Here is a 17,325-nt window from a genome sequence, read left to right as displayed (position 1 = left end):
ATCATCCCCCGATCAGTTACCCGGAGCAACGCCGGGAGGCGGTGCACCGAAGCCGGCGCCCAGCACCTTGCCGTTGGCCAGCTTGACCTCGCTGATCAGCCCCACGGGCCGTCCGTTACGGCTCGGGCTGGCGGTGACGGTCACCTTGTCGCCGGTTTTCATGTCGCCCGAGTTCCAGCCGCTGCGCGCGAGCATCCCGGCGCTGCCGGCCTCGAAACCCCAGATTTCCTGCGCGCCGCCGGGCTTGGTGGTCCGGATGTACAGCCACGAGTGCGGGTTGGACCACACCCACTTCTCGACCGTGCCGCTGATGCTGATCTTCCGGGTCATGTCGAACGGCGCTGCTGAATGATGTGCGGCCACTGGAATTGCCACTACGGCAAGTAACGACGCCGCCAATACAGCCGAAACACGAGTTGAACTCAGCACTTTCACCGCAGTCACCTTTCGAAGTTCTCGATATGCCGACGCTACAGCATATCCTCGCTGGCAGCACACAGCCAAAGCGTTGCCGCGGTTTAGACCAAGGCGACCAAGCGAGTTAGGTGCTAGAATTGCCGCTATGGACGCCCCGCACGGGCGAACCGAAGCGCCTGGAATCTTTGCACCTAACTCTCGTCGGGCGCGCACGCGACAGCGCCGGCGATGAAGCTCGCAACACTCAAGGATGGTTCGCCCGACGGCGTGCTGCACGTCGTATCCCGCGATCTGACGCGGTCCGTAGCGGCAACTGCGATCACCCCGACGCTCCAGACCGCGATCGAGAAATGGGATCTGGTCGCCGACGCGCTGGAGCAGCTCTACGCCGCGCTCAACGCCGGCACCGCGCCCGGCGCGATCGCGCTCGAACCGCGCAGGCTCGCCGCACCGTTGCCGCGCGCCTGGCAGTGGCTCGACGCCTCGGCGTTCCACTCGCACGGCGATCTACTGGAGAAGGTGTTCGGCCTCGATCCGCCGCCCGAAAAGCGCAGCGTACCGCTGATGTACCAGGGTGCGGGCGACGACCTGATCGGCGCCTGCGACGATGTCCCCCTGCCTTCCGAAGACGATGGCATGGATTTCGAGGCCGAGCTCGTGGTCATCCTCGACCGGGTGCCGATGGGGACGACCGTCGCGCAGGCCGAAAGCCACATCCGGTTGCTGACATTGGCCAACGACACCAGCCTGCGCGCGCTCGCGGCCAAGGATCTGAAGACCGGCTTCGGCTTTCTCCAGTCCAAGGGCGCGACCACGTTCGGGCCGGTGGCGGTGACGCCCGACGAACTGGGCGATGCGTGGCGCGATGGGCGTGTCCACCTGCCGCTCCACGTGCACTGGAACGATCAGCCGTTCGGCCATCCGCATTGCGGCGCCATGGGCTTCTCGTTCGGCGAGCTGATCGCCCACGCCGCGCGCACGCGCAATCTGGCGGCGGGAACGCTGATCGGCACCGGCACCATCTCGAACGAGAATTTCCGCGAGGTGGGCTCGGCCTGCATCGCCGAACGCCGCGCGATCGAGCTCGTCGACGAGGGCGCACCGCGGACGCCGTATCTGAAGTTCGGCGACCGCGTCCGCATCGAGATGTTCGACACCGCCGGACGATCGATCTTCGGTGCGATCGAGCAAAGCTATGTCCGGGCCGACATCGGCTAGCCGGGGTCAGCATCGGCCAGCAGAGTTCAAATAGTATCAAGGAGGTTCGCATGGCGATTTATCTGAAGCGCGGCGCGACCGCGGAGGCCAAGGCCGAAACCAATCGCCAGGTCCGGGACACCGTCGAGGGCATCCTCGCGGATATCGAGACGCGCGGCGATGCGGCGGTCCGCGATCTCTCGATCAAGTTCGATGCCTGGGATCGCGACAGCTATCTGCTGACCCCGCGCGAGATCCAGGACTGTCTCGACCAACTCTCCGGGCAGGACCTCAAGGACATCGAGTTCGCGCAGGCGCAGGTCCGCAATTTCGCGCAGATCCAGCGCGCCAGCATGACCGACGTCGAGGTCGAGACGCTGCCGGGCATCGTGCTTGGCCACAAGAACCTGCCGCTCAATGCCGCGGGCTGCTACGTGCCGGGTGGCAAATACCCGCTGCTCGCCTCCGCGCACATGTCCGTCATCACCGCCAAGGTCGCCGGCGTTCCCCGCGTCGTGACCTGCGCCCCCCCGTTCAACGGCAAGCCCGCGCCGGCGATCGTCGCCGCGCAGGCGATGGCGGGCGCGGACGAAATCTACTGTCTCGGCGGGATCCAGGCGGTCGCCGCGATGGGGCTCGGGACGCAGTCGATCGCGCCGGTCGATATCCTCGTCGGCCCCGGCAACGCGTTCGTCGCCGAAGCCAAGCGCCAGCTGTTCGGTCGCGTCGGCATCGATCTGTTCGCCGGCCCGACCGAGACTTTGGTCATCGCCGACGAGATCGGCTGCGATGGCGAGCTCGCCGCGACCGACTTGCTTGGCCAGGCCGAACACGGCCCCGACAGCCCGGCGATCCTGCTCACCACCAGCCGGAAGCTCGCCGAGGATACAATGCGCGAGATCGAGCGGCTCCTGCTGATCCTGCCGACCGCGGAGTACGCCCGCCGCGCCTGGGACAGCTTCGGCGAGGTGATCGTCGCGGAGGACGATGCCGAGATGGTCCGCATCGCCGACGAGATCGCCTCCGAGCACGTCCAGGTCATGACCCGCAACCCCGACTATTTCCTGCATCACATGACCAACTACGGCGCGCTGTTCCTCGGCGCCCGCACCAATGTCGCATATGGCGACAAGGTGATCGGCACCAACCACACGCTGCCGACCAAGAAGGCGGCACGCTACACCGGCGGGCTGTGGGTCGGGAAATTCCTCAAGACCTGCACCTATCAGCGCGTGCTGACCGACGAGGCCTCGGCGATGATCGGCGAATATTGCAGCCGGCTCTGCGCGCTGGAGGGCTTTGCCGGGCATGGCGAACAGGCCAATATCCGGGTACGCCGCTATGGCGGCCGCAACGTGCCCTATGCCGGAAAGGTGGAACCCCGTTGACCCTCCCCGTCACACCCAGTTTCCGGCTCGATGGCCGCCGTGCCGTGGTGACGGGCGCGGGCCGGGGCATCGGGCTGGCCAGCGCGGCTGCATTGGCAGAGGCGCAGGCCGAAGTGACTCTGGTCGCCCGCAGCCTCGACGAGATCGAGGCAGCCGCCTTGGAGATCGTCGCTGCGGGTGGTCGGGCGGTCGCGGCTCGGCTCGACGTGACCGATCTCGATGCGGTCGCGCACTTCTTTGCCGAGCGACCCGCATTCGACATCCTCGTCAACAATGCCGGCACCAACCGGCCGATGTCGATGATCGACGTCGCCGAGGCTGATTTCGACGCGGTGCTCGATCTGAACGTGAAGAGCAGCTTCTTCGTCGCACAAGCGGTCGCTCGAAAGATGATCGAGGACGGCGTGGCCGGGTCGCTGATCCACATGGGATCGCAGATGGGTCATGTCGGCGGGATCAACCGGTCGCTGTACTGCGCATCGAAATGGGCGCTGGAGGGCATGAACAAGGCCTTCGCGCTCGATCTCGCGAAACACCGCATCCGCTCCAACACGATAGCGCCGACTTTCATCGAGACGCCGCTGACCAAGCCGTATTTCGAGGACGAAGCGTTCAAGTCGAGCGTGCTCCAGAAGATCAAGCTCGGCCGTCTCGGACAAGTGACGGACCTGATGGGCGCAGTCCTGTTCCTGGCATCGGACGCGTCGGCGATGATGACCGGCACCAGCCTGGTCGTCGATGGCGGCTGGACCGCGGACTGACCTCTGCCGCCTGCCTCCGACCTAGGGGCCGAGTATTTACACCTAACTCGCGCAGGTCGCCCAACCTAATCCAACCCGATGCAAATGGCAGGATTCTGCTCGATCGCGCTCCAGGGCTTGCGATCTGGCCCGACGTCCGGCCTCGTCGAGGGAAGGCACGCCTATGATCACCGCTGAACGCCAGGCCGGCACTCTACAGGGCATATTGCTGCTCCTGCCGATCACGATGGCGGTCATGGGCCTTATCGTGCTCGTCCCGATCCTCCCCGCGATGACGGCGCACTACCGCAACGTCCCCGGCGTCGAATATCTGATCCCGCTCATGCTGACCCTGCCGGCGCTGTGCGTCGCGGTGCTCTCGCCCGTCGCCGGCATCGTCGTCGACTTCTTCGGTCGGCGTAAGACGTGCATCGGCGCCCTGGTGATCTACTCGATCGTCGGCGTCCTGCCGATCTTCCTCGAAAGCCTGACCGCGATCATCATCAGCCGCGTCGTGCTCGGCGCGATGGAGGCGCTGGTCGTGATCTCCAGCACCACGCTGATTGGCGACTATTTCCACGGCCGCGACCGAGAGAAATGGCTCGCCAACCAGACCGCGGTCGCCTCGCTGTCGTCGATCTTCCTCGCACTGCTCGGCGGCGCGCTCGGCAGCTTCGGCTGGCGCGGCGCCTTCGCGTCGTACGGCGTCAGCATCGTCTTCGCGATCGCCCTGCTCCTCTGGACCTGGGAACCGCGCAAGAGCGACGAGCCGATCGAGGAATTCGCCGCGTCGGATGCCCGCTTCCCATGGGGCACGATCCTGCCGATCTCGCTGGTCGCGATCTTCGGCGGCACGATGTTCTTCACGATGCAGATCCAGGTCAGCACGATGCTGAGCGAATATTACAACATCAGTTCGACGAGCGCGCTGGGTCTCTACAGCGGCCTCGCCGGACTGGCCGTCGCGGGCGGAACTTTGCTCTATCGCCAGTTCACCGCGCGCTTCGTCACCCCGACCCAGCTGCTGATCGCGTTCGGCCTGCTCGGCGTGTCGTACGTGCTGATGAACTATTCGCCGACGCCGCAGCTGTTCACGACGTGGCTGGTCGTCAACCAGATCGGCTCGGGCATGCTGCTGCCGGCGCTGGTCGTCTCGGCGATGGGCCGGCTGCCGTTCGAGGTCCGCGGTCGCGGCACGGGGATGTTCATGAGCGGCTGGTGGCTCGGCCAGCCGCTGAGCAGCCAGGCGGTCGCGTTCATGCGCGGCCACAATGGCGGCAACCTGCCGGCGACGTTGCAGATCCTCGGTATCCTGTGCCTCGTCGCAGCGGCGATCGCGCTCGCCAGCCGCTTCCGCGGATCGTCGCGCACGGAGGCAGCGACGATAGGCTGAGGCCGACCTATCGTCGCGTTAGGATGCGGCGACCCGCCAGGGTTGCAGGATTTCCGGCGGGGGCCCTTTGATCTCGGCGATCAGCCCCCGCGCATCCAGCCCATAGAGCAGGCAGCCGCGGATCGTCTGGACCTCGCCGGCCTTCAGCCGACGCCCGAAGATCGTCGTGTCCGCGCAGTCCTTGATGCACCGCACCTCGCTCCGCACTTCGGCCGCCGCCCCGGTGCGGTCCGAACAGAAGAACGTCACGTCGAGCCGCTCCTTCACGTAAGGTCGCTGGCGCGCATAGAATTCGAGCACGGCGGCGCGGCCACGGATGTTCATCACGAACCGGATGTCGTCCGCATAATAATCGACGAAACGCAGGTCGCCTGCATTCATAAGACCGATGTAGCGATCATAGGCGGCGCGATCGAACCGCGTGGCGGACGGGATCGCCAAGGCGGGTAACGGCACCAACGCCGCCGCGCCGAGCAGGAGCGCGCGGCGATCGGGGCCTAAAGTCACCCCTGCCCGGTCAGATGCAGGCCGATCTTCTCCATCGGCGCAAGCGCCTGGAGGATCGGCGGCAGGATCGGCACGACCTCGGCGCCCGCGGTATAGCGCAGCATCGGCTCGGCATCGGTCGCCGCCGCCAGCACCGCGGTCACCACCGGCGTGATGTCCTCGGGCGCCTTGGCCTCCAGCCCATCGAAGTTGCGATTGAACGCCCCCGCCGCCGCCGCGTACGGCGCACTCGCCACGCGATCGAGCGACTTTTGCGGCAAGGCTGTCTGGAACGGTCCGGGCATGACGCTGACCACCTGCACGCCGAAGCTCCGCGTTTCGATGTTGAGCGCCGCGGTCGCAGTGTCGAGCGCATGCTTGCTCGCGCAATAGGCGCCCATGAACGGCGTTTTCATCAGCGCCGCAACGGACGTCACGTTGATGATCCGCCCCGCGCCCTGCGCGCGCATGATCGGCAGCACGAGCCGGATCAGGTCGAGCGGGCCGAACAGGTTCGTTTCGAACATCGCGCGCCACTGGCTGTCGGGGGTATCCTCGACCGAACCGCGCGCGCCGACGCCGGCATTGTTGACGAGAACGTCGATCCGCCCGAACTGCGACACCACGAATTCGATCGTCGCCTGCCGCATCGCGGCGTCGGTGACGTCGAGCGGCGCGATCGCGACATCGGTCGGCTTCGCGCTCGCCAGCGCCTTGAGCCGCGCCGAAGCACCCTCCGGACGACGCATCGTCGCGACGACCTGATAGCCGCGCTCGGCAAACGCAACGGCCATCGCCTCGCCGAAGCCCGAGCTGCAACCGGTAATCAATACGACCGGCATGGCGGCAGTCCTTTATGAAGAATGGCCCGTCACGGGCGCAGTATGACGACCGCGCCGCCGCGAGACCAAAGCCCCGCCACGGCGCTGCGCGTTATTTTCCGAGCGTCTCGAGCACCGGGTTGGGTGGTCCCCACTGCCCGCCGAGCAACTGGTCGAGACCCGCGATCCCGCCGCCGTCGGCCGTGCGCAGCTGGTCGCCATCGGTCCAGTGCTCGATCTCATGACCCCAGGGATCATTCCAGTAATCGAAGATCTGGCTACCGAGGATGTGACGCCCGACGCCCCAATGCTGATGCCAGCCCGCCTGGATCAGGAAGTCGTGCCCGGCCATCAGGTCATCGACATCCGCCACCTCGAACGCCGAGTGCATGAATTCTGGCAGGCCCTTGGGCGGCTCGAACAGGAATATAGTATGGTGATCGCACGGCTCGTCGCCGCGGTCCGCGCGCATGAAGGCACCGATCGCGACACCCGGCTCGGGCTGGATCTCGTCCGAGGTGACGAATCCGAACCGCGCCTTGTACCATTGCTCGGACTGCCGGAAATTGGAGACGCCGAGCACGCAGTGACCGAGCCGCTGGACGTGCGACGCCCCCTGCCGGACGCGACGGAAGCTGCCGATGCGCGGATGTTCGCCGGCATGGTTCCACGGCATCGGATACGGCAAAGTGCGCTCGACCTGCGGCAGCGTCTCCTGCTCGGCGACCGCCTCGATCAGGAAACCGTCCGGGTCGGTGAGCCGAACGACGAGCCCGCCGCCGGGTGCATCGAGAGGCTCGACCGCGGCTCCGTCATGCGCCGCCAGCGCCTCGAGATCGGCGCGATCGCGCACCCAGATCCCCAGCGCCTTGAAGCCCGGTTCGCCGAGTTCGGTCGCATGCACGAACGGCGCACGACCGGTGCCGCGCATGTACAGGCGATCCGGCGCCTGCTCGGCCACCGAGTCGACCATGCCGAAATCCAGCAGGAAGTTCTGCATCTTCGCGAGGTCCGGCGCGCTGAAGCGCACATAGGCCACGTCGACTGCTTTCGCGATGCTCATCGATCATCCACTCCGCGGTCCCGCCGCTTCATTTCGAGCGGGCGGGATATTGATGTTCGGGCGTGAACGGCGACACATGCGACCGTTTCCACGCCGTGCATTTATTGAACTACATAGTCATATTTGATCGGAATGGTCAACCTATATGCGCCCGTCGGCCTTCAGGCCAGCGGGTAGGAATATCCGATCCAGCGGCCGAGGAAGACGATCACCAGCCACAGCGTCAGCGAGCTGAACCCGGCGATCTTGGCGGCGCGCGGCGTCGGCAGCTGGTCGTCCCAGTCGCCGATCTTGCGGTACGCGGTGATGTGGAAGATCGCCATGTTGATGCCCGCGATCAGGATTGTCAGCAGCTTGAAGCGGAACGGCATGCTCTGGAAATAGCCGGTCGCGTTCGACAGGAAGAGCAACGTCCCCGAGATCACCGCCAGCACGAACGCGACCCAGGTGAAGGGCAGCATGTCGAGGATCAGCTGGCGCGCGCCGCGACGGTGCGACGCCACCCCGATCAGCCGCAGGTCGACGATCGCGATCGTGCCGACCACCGCCGCGATCATCAGCACGTGGACGCTCTCGATCCACGGGAACAGCGTCGCGCTCTCGCGGATCGTCGTCCCGATCGTCGACTCGTACAGCATCTGCATCAGCGCGTTGGGCGGCGCAGTGTCCGGCATCATGGCATCGTCTCCGGAAAAATAGCGGGAATCATTGATAGTAGGCGATCCAGCGACCGCAGAAGACCACGACCACCCAGATCGCGAGCGACGCCCAGGCGAGCGGCTTGATCAGCGCGGCGGCGCGCGCATGCTCGATCCGGTAGTCGGGGTGGAGGATCGGGTAGCGGAACAGCAACGTCAGCGTGAAACCGGTCAGCACTAGCGCCATCTTGACCCAGAACACCGCGTTCATCAGCACGCGGTACGGCTCGCCGAGACCGAGCACGAACCCGCTCGTCAGCAACAGCGCCAGCGACGACCACATCCACGGCAGATGCCGCTTCACGACCGCGCGCGGCGTCTCGTCGGTCGCCAGCACGCCCGCCAGCCGCAGGTCCATCACGATCGCCGCGCCGACCACGCCCGCGATCGCGATGATGTGGACGCTCTGCACCGCCGGGATGATCCAGCTGGTCTCGCGGATCGCCGTGCTGATCGGCGTGCCGTACAGATGACTGGCAAACGATTGGAGTGACATGATCTGCTATCCTAAGACTTGCGCGTGCCAGGGAATCCCGGAACGCCTCCTCCGGAAAGCCCCCAGCCTCGCTTGATGACCGACGCGCTGCCGCGGGCGTGCCGCGCTACTGGCTGGGCGGCGCGCCGGCGCCCGGAGACGGCATGGTCAGCGTACCGGCGCCGGGCGACGGCATGGTCGGCGTGCCGACATCCCAATGCTCGACCAGCTTGTTGTCCCGAACGCGGAACATGTTGAAGATATAGGCTTGTTTCAGCTGCCCTGTCGCGGGGTCCGGCATCTCGCGCGCGGTCAGCATCATGACGCGGTCGCCCTCGGCCATGACCGCAATCGTCTTGGGCGCGGGCATCGGCTTCATCGCCGGCATGCCCTGGAACATCCGGACCAGCTTGTCGCGCGCGGTCCCCGGTCCCGGCATATCGACTAACGACGCCGCATGCTGCACGTAATCCGGGCTGAGATATTTCTCCGCGATCCCCTGGATCCGGGCCTTGGTCGTGCCCGTCGCATCCGCGGCGTTCAACGCCTGGTAGAAGTCGAGCACGATCTTCTTGTTCGCCGCCTCCGACTTCGGGTCATGGGCAAACGCTGGCGACGCTACCGCCAGCATCGCGGCACAAGATATGCCGACCGACTTCCAGATACTCTTCCGCATGACGTCTCCTGGCGTGCGCACGACGATCAGTCCTGTGGTTCGGGAACGAGCCCGGCATCGGCACTGACGCTCGGATCGCCGACCTGTTCTTCGCAATTATACTCGGCGAACACCGCCTGGTGCGGCGCCCAGCCAAAGGTCCGCACGATCGACCATGGCGCGGTATAATAGGTCGGGTCGACGATCGTCGTGACCACCTCGAGGAACGGCACGCGGCCGGCGTCGCTCACCTTGCGCATCCGCTGGATCAGCTTGCCGTTCGCCGACAGCGGCGTCCCGTCGACGTCGAGCCAGATCGGCTGCTTGAAGTCGGTCGTCTCGACGACGAGCGTACCGCCGTCCCAATGCCCGACCGAGCGACCCATATATTGCTTCTGCGTCGGCAGCGGCACGCCCTGCGGATCGAGCGAGATATACCAGCGGCCGTGATATTCCTCGAACAGGACCTCGACATGATCCTTGTCCTGGACGATCGAGAACGGGAAGTTCAGGTCGCGCTGCCATTGCGGCCCCGGCGGACGGCAGATCGCCGACGCGTTGATGAACGGCTTGCCGGCCTTTAGCGACATCACGCGACGCGACAGGACCTTGGCGCCGGCCATCGTATAGGGCGCGAGCGCACCGTACATGTCGCGCTGCGAGCGGAACTGGAGCGGCTGGTTGTTGACCCAGGTGCCTTGCAGGTCGCGCGGGTCCGCACTCGGCATGACCGCATCGGCGGGCAATGGCGGTCGCGGCGGTATCAGGCCCGGCCCCGGCGGTGGCAGGGCAGCAACGATCTTCTGCGCTTCCGTCAACACCGGCCCGGTCGGCGCACCGGGTGGCGGACCACCCGAAGCACCCGGCGGGAGTTGCATCTGGCCACCGGGCGGGCCCTGCTGCGCGTGCGCGGACGCAGGCGTCACTGCCAGCATCAGCGCGGTGGCCGCAGCGATCGGCCCGCGCATCGTGACGGGTAACGGGAAGCGGGTCGTCATACGGATAGGCTCCAGATCAGATTGCGACCGCGTCACTTGGCAAACGCCGGCTGCTTCGCGGCAAGCCGATCGAGGCACACGTCCTCGGCGAAGATGGCGTCGGGTTGCCGCTTGTAGGTCACGACCGACGTCCAGGGCTGGGTGAAGAACACCGGATCCTCGACCGTGATGCGGTCCTCGAGCGTGTTCGCATCGACCAGGCGATAGCGCTCGGTGACCTTCAGGTCGTAGCCGTGCGGCACGAGATCGTCGATCAGGGTGCGATCCGATCCGCCCTGCATCACCGAGACCAGGGTATCGCCCTCCCAATGCCCCTTCGACTTGCCGGTCATCGTCGGCACGAGGCCCTGCCCCATCAAATCCGGCTGCGGCGGCACGCCGACGTTGATCTGGCGGAGCGCACGGTTCCACTCATAGTCGAAGGTCACGACGCCCTGCCGGTTCCAGATCTTGAACCGCATCGGCGTCAGCGCGAGCCGCGGCACGCCGGGGTTGGAGCAGCGCGCGAGCGTGATGTCGTAATCGTCGAACTTGCCCTGCGCCCTCAGCGCCTTGTTCGCGTCATACGCCTTGCGCCCCTCCGCGGTGAACGGCACCGCACCGGAGATCGGCTTGAGCGTCGTGGTTGGCGTCGCGATTTTCCAGACACCTTCCAGGTTCGCGCCCATAGGCGGCGCCGACTGGGCGGAGGCCGCGCCCGCGAGACCCAATACCGCGCCCGCCAAGGCGGTGCGCACGGTGAGCCGGATCATCCTGGGATCAATCGCCATGTCGAAAACTTTCAATTGCCGCCGGCACGCGCGGCTTCGGTGTCCGAAAAGCTCTTGCCGCTGGACAGCCTGACGCTCGCCATCGCGCCGCCGGGCTGACCGCTGATGTTCGGGTGGAAGGTGACCTTCACCTTGTCGCCGCGCTTGAAATCGCGCGGGGTGAGCCCCTGTTTGGAGAACATCAGCGGACTGCCGCTGACGATCGACATCTGCTTTTCCTTGCCCCGGTCCATGTAGATCAGGACCATCGACGAATGGGGTGCGCCCCAGCGAAACTCCTTGAGAGTCCCCTCGGCCGACAGCGTCTGGTTCATGTCGTACGCCGCGAAGGAATGGTGCGCGATCGCCGGGCAGGCCATGAGACCGACGCTCACGGCCAGGACCGGCCACAAAAATCGGGGTGCCTTCAACGCATTCATCATAGTGCTCCAAACAGGCGGGGTCGGTCCGGGATCGCCCGAACCGCGGCGATACCCGGCGCGATGCCTCGCGGCCGACGCGTTGGAGAAACCCCGGCTCGTCCGAGAGGGTGCGACATAAGCCGCGCGCGATCGGGGTGGCGGCTCTCGCCCTTGCCCCTCGCACGGAGACGGCCCTGCGACCTCACGTTCACCCAGTCCCTCCAGTTCCCGTGTCGTCGTGTACGGGTTCGAGAGAGGAGGCTACTATGGCCGGCAGGGGCGAGTTAGCTGCATCATCTCCCGCCGGCCCACCGGGTGGGCCTCCCGCCAACCCTCCCGGCGCCGCGTCACGCGACCTGTCGGTAGCTGTCGGCCGGCTGCTGCATGAGTTCCATCTTGACGCGCGCCAGCATGGTGACCGTGCCGACATCCCCGGCCTCGATCGCCTGCAGCATACGACGGTTGATCGCGATCACGTCGCGCAGATCGGACGGCGGCAGCGGATCGGCGGCGGCGAAGATACTGGCCACCCCCAACGACCGCACGACGATCGCCAGAAGCGGGTTGCCGCTCAGCTCCAGCAGGAGGTTTTCGATCGTCAGCGCCTCGAATGCGTCGGGCAGCGGCGCGGACGGGAAACGCCTGACAGGCAAGGCGCCCCCGGCCTGGGTGCGACGCGCCGCGATCACCGATCCCTCGCCGACCAGGAACGAGATCGCCTCCTTCTCGTCCGACGCCGACATGGCGCCTGCCATCAGCAGCGGCGCGAGCAGGCGGATGACGCCCGTCGGCGCGGCCGGCGGCGCGAGTTCGGCGCCCTTGCGGCCCTGCCGGCAGCGAACGATCCCGAAATCCTGCAGGATGCGGCGCGCCTGCCGTACGACCGCATCGGTATAGCCAAGGCGTTCCGCGGTTTCCCATTCCGCCTCCTGCGTACCGCCGCGCAGGGTCAGTTCGTGCGTCATGCGCGCGGCAAGCGCCATCGCCGACTTTCGGCCGGACAGGGAGAAGGCACGCTCGGCCACCTCCAGCGTCACGACCGACGCCTCCAGGCCGGTCGATCCCGCCAGTTCGCCGAGTCGATCGAAGGCCTTGGCGAGATCGCCCTGCCTTATGGCGGCCTCGAGCGCGGCATCACGCGGCGGGGCAGGCGCCTGCGACGACGTCTGCACCAGCATCTCGGCCAGTCGTGCCAGCAGCACCATCGTCGTATTGCCGGTCTGCTCCGCAAGATCGACCGCAAAGCCCCATTGGCCGGACGCCGCACAGGCCGGCGGCAGCGAGACATGCCGCTGGATCGCCGCGTTGACGATCATCCGCCACACCAGCAGGCGAAACTCCTCGATCGGCGCGAACGTCTCGCCGGTCAGCGCGAGATACATCAGCACCGCGCCGACCACGTCCTCCAGCGCGGGCGCGGCCACGAACAACCCGCCGCCGGGGCCGCGCCGAACGTCGAGCAGCCCGCGTGCCTCCAGGATCGTGATCGCCTCGCGGAACGCTGGGCGCCCCAGGCCAAGCCGGGTCCGCACTTCCGGCAATGCGCCCAGCGACCGACCGACGGGCCAGCCCTGCCCAAGCAGGCTCATCTCCATGCCGAGCACCGCCTGATGGGCAAGGCTCGCCGGGATCTGCGACCCAAGCATGCAGGCGCTGATACGCAGCAATTCGTCCATGCCGGTGCCGAACATGATGTCGGTCGTCGTGCCGGTGCGATGCGGGACGCCCTCGATGCGCCGCTGTTCGGTGCCCATCATTGCTTCAGGAATTCCGCATCGAGGATCACCATCACCTTGCCGACCATCCTGGCCATGGGCAGCTGGGTGAACTGGGCGGTGTCGACCATCATCGTGCCGGTGAAGCCGACCATCGGCGCGCCTTCCATCGATTGCCCGACGCCGACCAGCTCGGCTTCGATCGCGACCGGCTTGGTCACCCCCATCAGGGTCAGCCGTCCTTCGACGACGGCGCGACCACCGTTTTTCACGCGGACCGCGGTCGATACGAACCGCGCCTCGGGATATTTGGCGACGTTGAGCGACTGCGGGCCTTCGGGCAGGATTTTATAGACGATCGGCGCGTAGAACGGCTTGGCGTCGACCGTCACGTCGAGTGCGATCGATGCGGGGTCGGCCGGGTTCCAGCGCAGGCTTCCCTCGCGCACGCCGAAGCGAAGCACGTTGTACGACAGGCCCCGATGCAGGACCCGCGCGACGACCGACGAATGTTCGAGATCGACATGATAGGTGCCGGCCGGTGCCGCCGCGGGATCCTTGCTGGCGGGGGCCATCGGGCCGGAGAGCGGCGCGCCCTTGGGCGGCGGCGGTGGCCGATCCTGCGCCTGCACCAGCCCGGCAAGCAGGAACGGAACCGCAGCAACGCCGATCCAGGATCTCATAGCTTTTCGCATCATCCACTCTCCATTTTCCGTCCTCTGGCGGGATCGGTCTACGCCCGTCTTTCACACACCAGATCGAGTGCGTGAAGACGGCAGCTGTTAGCCGAGCCTATCCAAGCGGACGGTGCCTCCAGACTGGACCCCGTGTTCGGGACCCGTCTGGCTTGTGTGAACTATTCAGTCATATTTGGACGACACGGTCAAGTCCCGACCGCGCGATTCGTCGAAGCGAGACATATAAATACGTGCGAACCGCGTCTCGCAGTTGTTGCACGAAACGCGCAGGCCTCAACCAGGAAAACACATCGCAAAAAAGGGCCGCCAGCATGTCGCCGGCGGCCCCGATATTGGCGCAGATATCGGATCGACGACCCGACCGGTCGAGACGCGCAACTCCCCTCGATGAATCGAAAGGCGGTCTCCAGTCGAGCGCCGATTTATGCCGGCTCGACGGCCCGATGCCCGTTCATCGCAACGCCGACACCCGGTCCCGTGAAGTGCACCATCTCCGCGTCGGTATATTCCAGGACGTCGAGGTCGGCGATGCCGTTGACGATGTGGAACGACAGCGGCAGCTGCTCGAACGTCGCGCGATGCCAGTCGAGCGTCCCCTTGCCGGTCCAGCGCCGAAACTCGAACTCGTCGAAGTTGATGTTGGCGACCGCGCCGCCACTACCGGCCAGCGCGGCCGACGTCGTGACATAGGCGAGGTCGGAACCCTCACGCCCGCCGGGGCTCGTCCGCGGCATGTACTTGTAGTACATCTGCGCACCGCCGTTCGAGCCGGGAAGCTGCTTCGTCGGGTTCTGCTCCTCGACCAAGTCGGTCAGCGCGATGTCGAAAAACGTGTGATCGTACCAACCCGCGTCGCAGGTCGCGCGTCCCGTCGCTTCATCGAAGTCGATCTCGGCGAAATTGGCGAACATCTTGGGGAAACCGAGCTCCTCGCGACCGGTCATGATCGCGTCCGGCGATCCCTCCCAGATGATCGGGCAGAGCGCACCGTCGAGCCGCTCGGTCTTGCCCTGGTACGTCACCGGGAAATCGACCGACAGGATGCCGTAGCCTCGGCCCGCCAGCCAATAGAGGTTCTTGAACCACGCGCAGCTGACCGAGACGATCGGATCGCCGCGCAGGCTGAACCCCGCCGGCAGCAGCTTTTCCAGCTTGGCCGGGTCGGTCCGATACCCGATCTTCATCCACTGCGCGGTCATGTTGCCGGCTTCTTCGGCGGTCCACATCCGGCCTTCGGAATGTTGCCGCGGTCCTGGCGCGGGGCCGAACATGATCGGCATCCGGTAACGCGATTCGGCATTGGGAATAAATGTCATTGGACAGGTTCCATTGCGGTTTGGGTTGGCGGGAGGTGAATGTCGGGAGATCTCGGGATCGGCTCGCCGCTCAGGCGGCGATCTTGCGCCGCTCAGGCGGCGATCTTGCGCCGCGTCCGCTCGGTCCAGGCGCCGAGCAACGCCTCGGCCTCCCCGGTGCCGAAGACATGCCGGTCGGGCCGGATCAGCACCGCGTCCGCGCCCGCTTTCGTCAGCCAGTCGCCGATCGGTTCGGCAAACTTGCGGATCTCCGGCGCGTCCAGGCTGAACCTTCGCACCCCGAGATCGGTCGTATCGGTCGCCGATCGCGAGATCAGCACCGCGTCGAGGCCGAACAGCGAATCGAGCCGCTCGCCCTCGTCCGTCACGGGTTGCGGGAACAGCGCACCGGCAAAGGCGGTATCCGTCAGATGGCCACCCGCGAGGTCGGGATACAGGACCGACACGTCCTGCGCGCCGGACGATTTGCGCGCGAGCATGTTGCGGTTGCGCTCGGCCGCTGCGGTCTCGTCGAGCATGCAGACGATCTGCCCCATCGCGATCGCCGTGCCGATGATGGCCCGGACATGCGGCTCGCGCTCTTCCTGATAGGTGTCGAGGACGGCGTCATCCGCCTCGCCGCGGACGACGGCGGCGATCTTCCAGGCAAGGTTCGCCGCGTCGCGAATGCCCGAGCACATCCCCTGCCCGGCGAACGGCGGCATCTGGTGCGCGGCATCGCCCGCCAGCAGGACGCGCCCGTCGCGCCATGTCTCGGCGACCAGCGCATGGAACCGATAGACCGCCTTGCGTTCGATCTGGATGCGATCGGCGCAATTCCACGGCGCCAGCAGCTCTCGGATACGCGCATCGTCGAGCATCTCCTCCGCGGTTTCGCCGGGCTTGATCATGAACTCCCAGCGGAAGCGCTTCCCGCTCATCGCCATGTGCGTCACCGGACGCTTCGGGTCGCAGATCTGCTGGCAGACGATCGGCAGGTCGCCCGGCTCGTCGATGATCGTATCGAGCACCAGCCACGGCTCGTCGAAATTATAATCGTCCAGCTTGATGCCCAGCGCCTCGCGAACCGGGCTCCACGATCCATCGCACCCGACGACATAGCGCGCGCGGATCTGGCGCGGCGAGCCATTGTCGGTGACATCGACGGTCACGCCGTCCCGGTCCTGCGCCAGACGCTCGAACGCGACACCGGTCTGGACGCGCACGCCGAGTTCGTACAGCCGGGCGCGCAACACCTCTTCGACCGCGGGCTGGTGAAGCGCGTACGTCTCGGCCCAGCCGAACGGGCCGACCCGGGCGTTCTCGAAATCGAGCAGGACCTGGCCGCACGCGGTGTGGAACTGGTACCGCTCGGGCGCGCGACACAGCGGCGCGATCTTCTCGGCGACGCCGATCATCTGGAAGATCCGCATGATCTCATGATCGAACACCGCCGCCCGCGGCAGCGGAAACGGCGTCGGCGCCCGCTCGATCGCGATCACCGACAGACCATGGTTCTGCGCGAGTGCCGCCAGCACGTCGCCGACCGGTCCGAGCCCCACGACCAGAAGATCGCAGTCAAAATCACTGTCGAAATCACGGGCGAATTCACTGGTCATGACGATTGTTGTTCCCTTGGCAAGGACGGCGCGGGACCCTCCGCGACCGCCAGCTAGTCCGTGAGCGAGCCGGCTCGCGACCACTCGCGGCGGCCGGCGTCGGCGTCAGTCGAACGAGAGTGAGACGAATGCAGAAGGGTCAGCAGCGCCCGCATGACGGGCGCAGAAACTTGGCGCGGCTTTCATCATCCCTCTCCGGACTTTGTTGCACCATACAGTCATATTTGAACTATATGGTCAACTACAAATGCCGTCCGTTTGGTACGTATCTGTTGAATGCAGCGGATTTTGCGGGCTGCGGTAACATGGGTTTGCCGCGCGGCTGCACAGGGGCCCTCGACCGACTCATTTGCCGCATCGGCAATCGGAATGCGCAGACCTGCAACCGCGAAGGCCCCTATCGATGCCGAACACGTGCACCTCCCCGGCGAAGGCCGGGGCCCAGGTGGAAAGGTTGCAGTAACGGAGCGCTACCTCGATGAGCAGCGTCTCCCAA

At 66.1% G+C, this 17,325-nt stretch carries 18 protein-coding genes; 4 read left to right on the top strand and 14 right to left on the bottom strand.

All coding sequences use genetic code 11. The features are described from left to right. Positions 1 to 12: 12 nt before the first annotated feature. Positions 13 to 375: a DUF6152 family protein gene (locus NLI89_RS10095; protein WP_368077264.1), complete on the bottom strand. Its 363-nt coding sequence runs from the start codon at positions 373 to 375 to the stop codon at positions 13 to 15. 270 nt (positions 376 to 645) lie between these two features. Between NLI89_RS10095 and NLI89_RS10090 the strand changes: the two genes are divergently transcribed. The 4 genes from NLI89_RS10090 to NLI89_RS10075 all read left to right on the top strand — a co-directional run bounded on the left by NLI89_RS10090 (position 646) and on the right by NLI89_RS10075 (position 5,135). Continuing rightward, the gene (locus NLI89_RS10090) at positions 646 to 1,635 is read left to right on the top strand and encodes a fumarylacetoacetate hydrolase family protein (RefSeq protein WP_254686940.1); all 990 of its coding nucleotides are present in this window, start codon (positions 646 to 648) and stop codon (positions 1,633 to 1,635) included. A 50-nt stretch (positions 1,636 to 1,685) separates the two neighbouring features. Further along, the gene (gene hisD, locus NLI89_RS10085) at positions 1,686 to 3,002 is read left to right on the top strand and encodes a histidinol dehydrogenase (RefSeq protein WP_254686939.1); all 1,317 of its coding nucleotides are present in this window, start codon (positions 1,686 to 1,688) and stop codon (positions 3,000 to 3,002) included. Next, entirely contained in the window at positions 2,999 to 3,763 is a 765-nt protein-coding gene (locus tag NLI89_RS10080; protein WP_254686938.1) for an SDR family NAD(P)-dependent oxidoreductase, read from the top strand. The genes hisD and NLI89_RS10080 overlap by 4 nt, the downstream gene beginning before the upstream one ends. 163 nt (positions 3,764 to 3,926) lie before the next feature. Next, a complete protein-coding gene (locus NLI89_RS10075; protein WP_254686937.1) occupies positions 3,927 to 5,135 on the top strand; it encodes an MFS transporter in 1,209 nt (402 codons plus the stop codon). Positions 5,136 to 5,153: 18 nt separating this feature from the next. Here the strand turns inward: NLI89_RS10075 and NLI89_RS10070 are convergent, their stop codons facing one another. The 13 genes from NLI89_RS10070 to mhpA all read right to left on the bottom strand — a co-directional run bounded on the left by NLI89_RS10070 (position 5,154) and on the right by mhpA (position 16,829). Beyond that, on the bottom strand, positions 5,154 to 5,642 hold the full coding sequence (locus tag NLI89_RS10070) for a nuclear transport factor 2 family protein (RefSeq protein WP_254686936.1): 489 nt from the start codon (positions 5,640 to 5,642) through the stop codon (positions 5,154 to 5,156). Next, positions 5,639 to 6,463, bottom strand: a complete 825-nt coding sequence (locus NLI89_RS10065; RefSeq protein ID WP_254686935.1) for an SDR family oxidoreductase — start codon at positions 6,461 to 6,463, stop codon at positions 5,639 to 5,641. Before NLI89_RS10065 ends, NLI89_RS10070 begins: the two co-directional genes overlap by 4 nt. 91 nt (positions 6,464 to 6,554) lie before the next feature. Continuing rightward, positions 6,555 to 7,505 carry a VOC family protein gene (locus tag NLI89_RS10060; RefSeq protein WP_254686934.1) on the bottom strand — a complete coding sequence of 317 codons (951 nt, stop codon included), beginning with the start codon at positions 7,503 to 7,505 and terminating at the stop codon, positions 6,555 to 6,557. Positions 7,506 to 7,666: 161 nt separating this feature from the next. Next, on the bottom strand, positions 7,667 to 8,182 hold the full coding sequence (locus tag NLI89_RS10055) for a DUF6644 family protein (RefSeq protein WP_254686933.1): 516 nt from the start codon (positions 8,180 to 8,182) through the stop codon (positions 7,667 to 7,669). A 28-nt stretch (positions 8,183 to 8,210) separates the two neighbouring features. Next, on the bottom strand, positions 8,211 to 8,699 hold the full coding sequence (locus NLI89_RS10050; RefSeq protein ID WP_254686932.1) for a DUF6644 family protein: 489 nt from the start codon (positions 8,697 to 8,699) through the stop codon (positions 8,211 to 8,213). A gap of 106 nt (positions 8,700 to 8,805) precedes the next feature. After that, positions 8,806 to 9,354 carry a nuclear transport factor 2 family protein gene (locus tag NLI89_RS10045; protein ID WP_254686931.1) on the bottom strand — a complete coding sequence of 183 codons (549 nt, stop codon included), beginning with the start codon at positions 9,352 to 9,354 and terminating at the stop codon, positions 8,806 to 8,808. 26 nt (positions 9,355 to 9,380) lie between these two features. After that, positions 9,381 to 10,331 carry a hypothetical protein gene (locus NLI89_RS10040; RefSeq protein ID WP_254686930.1) on the bottom strand — a complete coding sequence of 317 codons (951 nt, stop codon included), beginning with the start codon at positions 10,329 to 10,331 and terminating at the stop codon, positions 9,381 to 9,383. 32 nt (positions 10,332 to 10,363) lie between these two features. Further along, positions 10,364 to 11,101 carry a hypothetical protein gene (locus tag NLI89_RS10035; RefSeq protein ID WP_254686929.1) on the bottom strand — a complete coding sequence of 246 codons (738 nt, stop codon included), beginning with the start codon at positions 11,099 to 11,101 and terminating at the stop codon, positions 10,364 to 10,366. Positions 11,102 to 11,112: 11 nt separating this feature from the next. Further along, positions 11,113 to 11,520, bottom strand: coding sequence for a DUF6152 family protein (locus tag NLI89_RS10030; RefSeq protein WP_439144503.1), 408 nt, complete (start codon positions 11,518 to 11,520; stop codon positions 11,113 to 11,115). Positions 11,521 to 11,849: 329 nt separating this feature from the next. Next, on the bottom strand, positions 11,850 to 13,259 hold the full coding sequence (locus tag NLI89_RS10025; RefSeq protein ID WP_254686928.1) for a hypothetical protein: 1,410 nt from the start codon (positions 13,257 to 13,259) through the stop codon (positions 11,850 to 11,852). After that, positions 13,256 to 13,900, bottom strand: a complete 645-nt coding sequence (locus tag NLI89_RS10020) for a YceI family protein (protein WP_254686927.1) — start codon at positions 13,898 to 13,900, stop codon at positions 13,256 to 13,258. Before NLI89_RS10020 ends, NLI89_RS10025 begins: the two co-directional genes overlap by 4 nt. A 437-nt stretch (positions 13,901 to 14,337) precedes the next feature. Further along, positions 14,338 to 15,231, bottom strand: coding sequence for an acetoacetate decarboxylase family protein (locus NLI89_RS10015; protein WP_254686926.1), 894 nt, complete (start codon positions 15,229 to 15,231; stop codon positions 14,338 to 14,340). Positions 15,232 to 15,323: 92 nt separating this feature from the next. After that, the gene (gene mhpA / locus NLI89_RS10010; RefSeq protein WP_254686925.1) at positions 15,324 to 16,829 is read right to left on the bottom strand and encodes a bifunctional 3-(3-hydroxy-phenyl)propionate/3-hydroxycinnamic acid hydroxylase MhpA; all 1,506 of its coding nucleotides are present in this window, start codon (positions 16,827 to 16,829) and stop codon (positions 15,324 to 15,326) included. Positions 16,830 to 17,325 lie beyond the last annotated feature (496 nt).

The organism is Sphingomonas faeni (genome assembly GCF_024273235.1).
In the GTDB taxonomy this organism is placed as follows: domain Bacteria; phylum Pseudomonadota; class Alphaproteobacteria; order Sphingomonadales; family Sphingomonadaceae; genus Sphingomonas; species Sphingomonas faeni_A.
The sequence above is the reverse complement of the archived record's forward strand: the minus strand, read 5'-3'. Positions and strand labels throughout refer to the sequence as shown.

Excerpts from the sequence above, each read along its gene's own strand:
- NLI89_RS10030 (WP_439144503.1), bottom strand. The coding sequence starts at position 11,520 with ATGAATGCGTTGAAGGCACCCCGATTTTTGTGGCCGGTCCTGGCCGTG.
- NLI89_RS10015 (WP_254686926.1), bottom strand. The coding sequence starts at position 15,231 with ATGACATTTATTCCCAATGCCGAATCGCGTTACCGGATGCCGATCATG.
- NLI89_RS10025 (WP_254686928.1), bottom strand. The coding sequence starts at position 13,259 with ATGATGGGCACCGAACAGCGGCGCATCGAGGGCGTCCCGCATCGCACC.
- NLI89_RS10055 (WP_254686933.1), bottom strand. The coding sequence starts at position 8,182 with ATGATGCCGGACACTGCGCCGCCCAACGCGCTGATGCAGATGCTGTAC.
- mhpA (WP_254686925.1), bottom strand. The coding sequence starts at position 16,829 with ATGACCAGTGAATTCGCCCGTGATTTCGACAGTGATTTTGACTGCGAT.
- NLI89_RS10040 (WP_254686930.1), bottom strand. The coding sequence starts at position 10,331 with ATGACGACCCGCTTCCCGTTACCCGTCACGATGCGCGGGCCGATCGCT.
- NLI89_RS10035 (WP_254686929.1), bottom strand. The coding sequence starts at position 11,101 with ATGGCGATTGATCCCAGGATGATCCGGCTCACCGTGCGCACCGCCTTG.
- NLI89_RS10050 (WP_254686932.1), bottom strand. The coding sequence starts at position 8,699 with ATGTCACTCCAATCGTTTGCCAGTCATCTGTACGGCACGCCGATCAGC.
- NLI89_RS10090 (WP_254686940.1), top strand. The coding sequence starts at position 646 with ATGAAGCTCGCAACACTCAAGGATGGTTCGCCCGACGGCGTGCTGCAC.
- hisD (WP_254686939.1), top strand. The coding sequence starts at position 1,686 with ATGGCGATTTATCTGAAGCGCGGCGCGACCGCGGAGGCCAAGGCCGAA.
- NLI89_RS10060 (WP_254686934.1), bottom strand. The coding sequence starts at position 7,505 with ATGAGCATCGCGAAAGCAGTCGACGTGGCCTATGTGCGCTTCAGCGCG.
- NLI89_RS10075 (WP_254686937.1), top strand. The coding sequence starts at position 3,927 with ATGATCACCGCTGAACGCCAGGCCGGCACTCTACAGGGCATATTGCTG.
- NLI89_RS10065 (WP_254686935.1), bottom strand. The coding sequence starts at position 6,463 with ATGCCGGTCGTATTGATTACCGGTTGCAGCTCGGGCTTCGGCGAGGCG.
- NLI89_RS10020 (WP_254686927.1), bottom strand. The coding sequence starts at position 13,900 with ATGAGATCCTGGATCGGCGTTGCTGCGGTTCCGTTCCTGCTTGCCGGG.
- NLI89_RS10045 (WP_254686931.1), bottom strand. The coding sequence starts at position 9,354 with ATGCGGAAGAGTATCTGGAAGTCGGTCGGCATATCTTGTGCCGCGATG.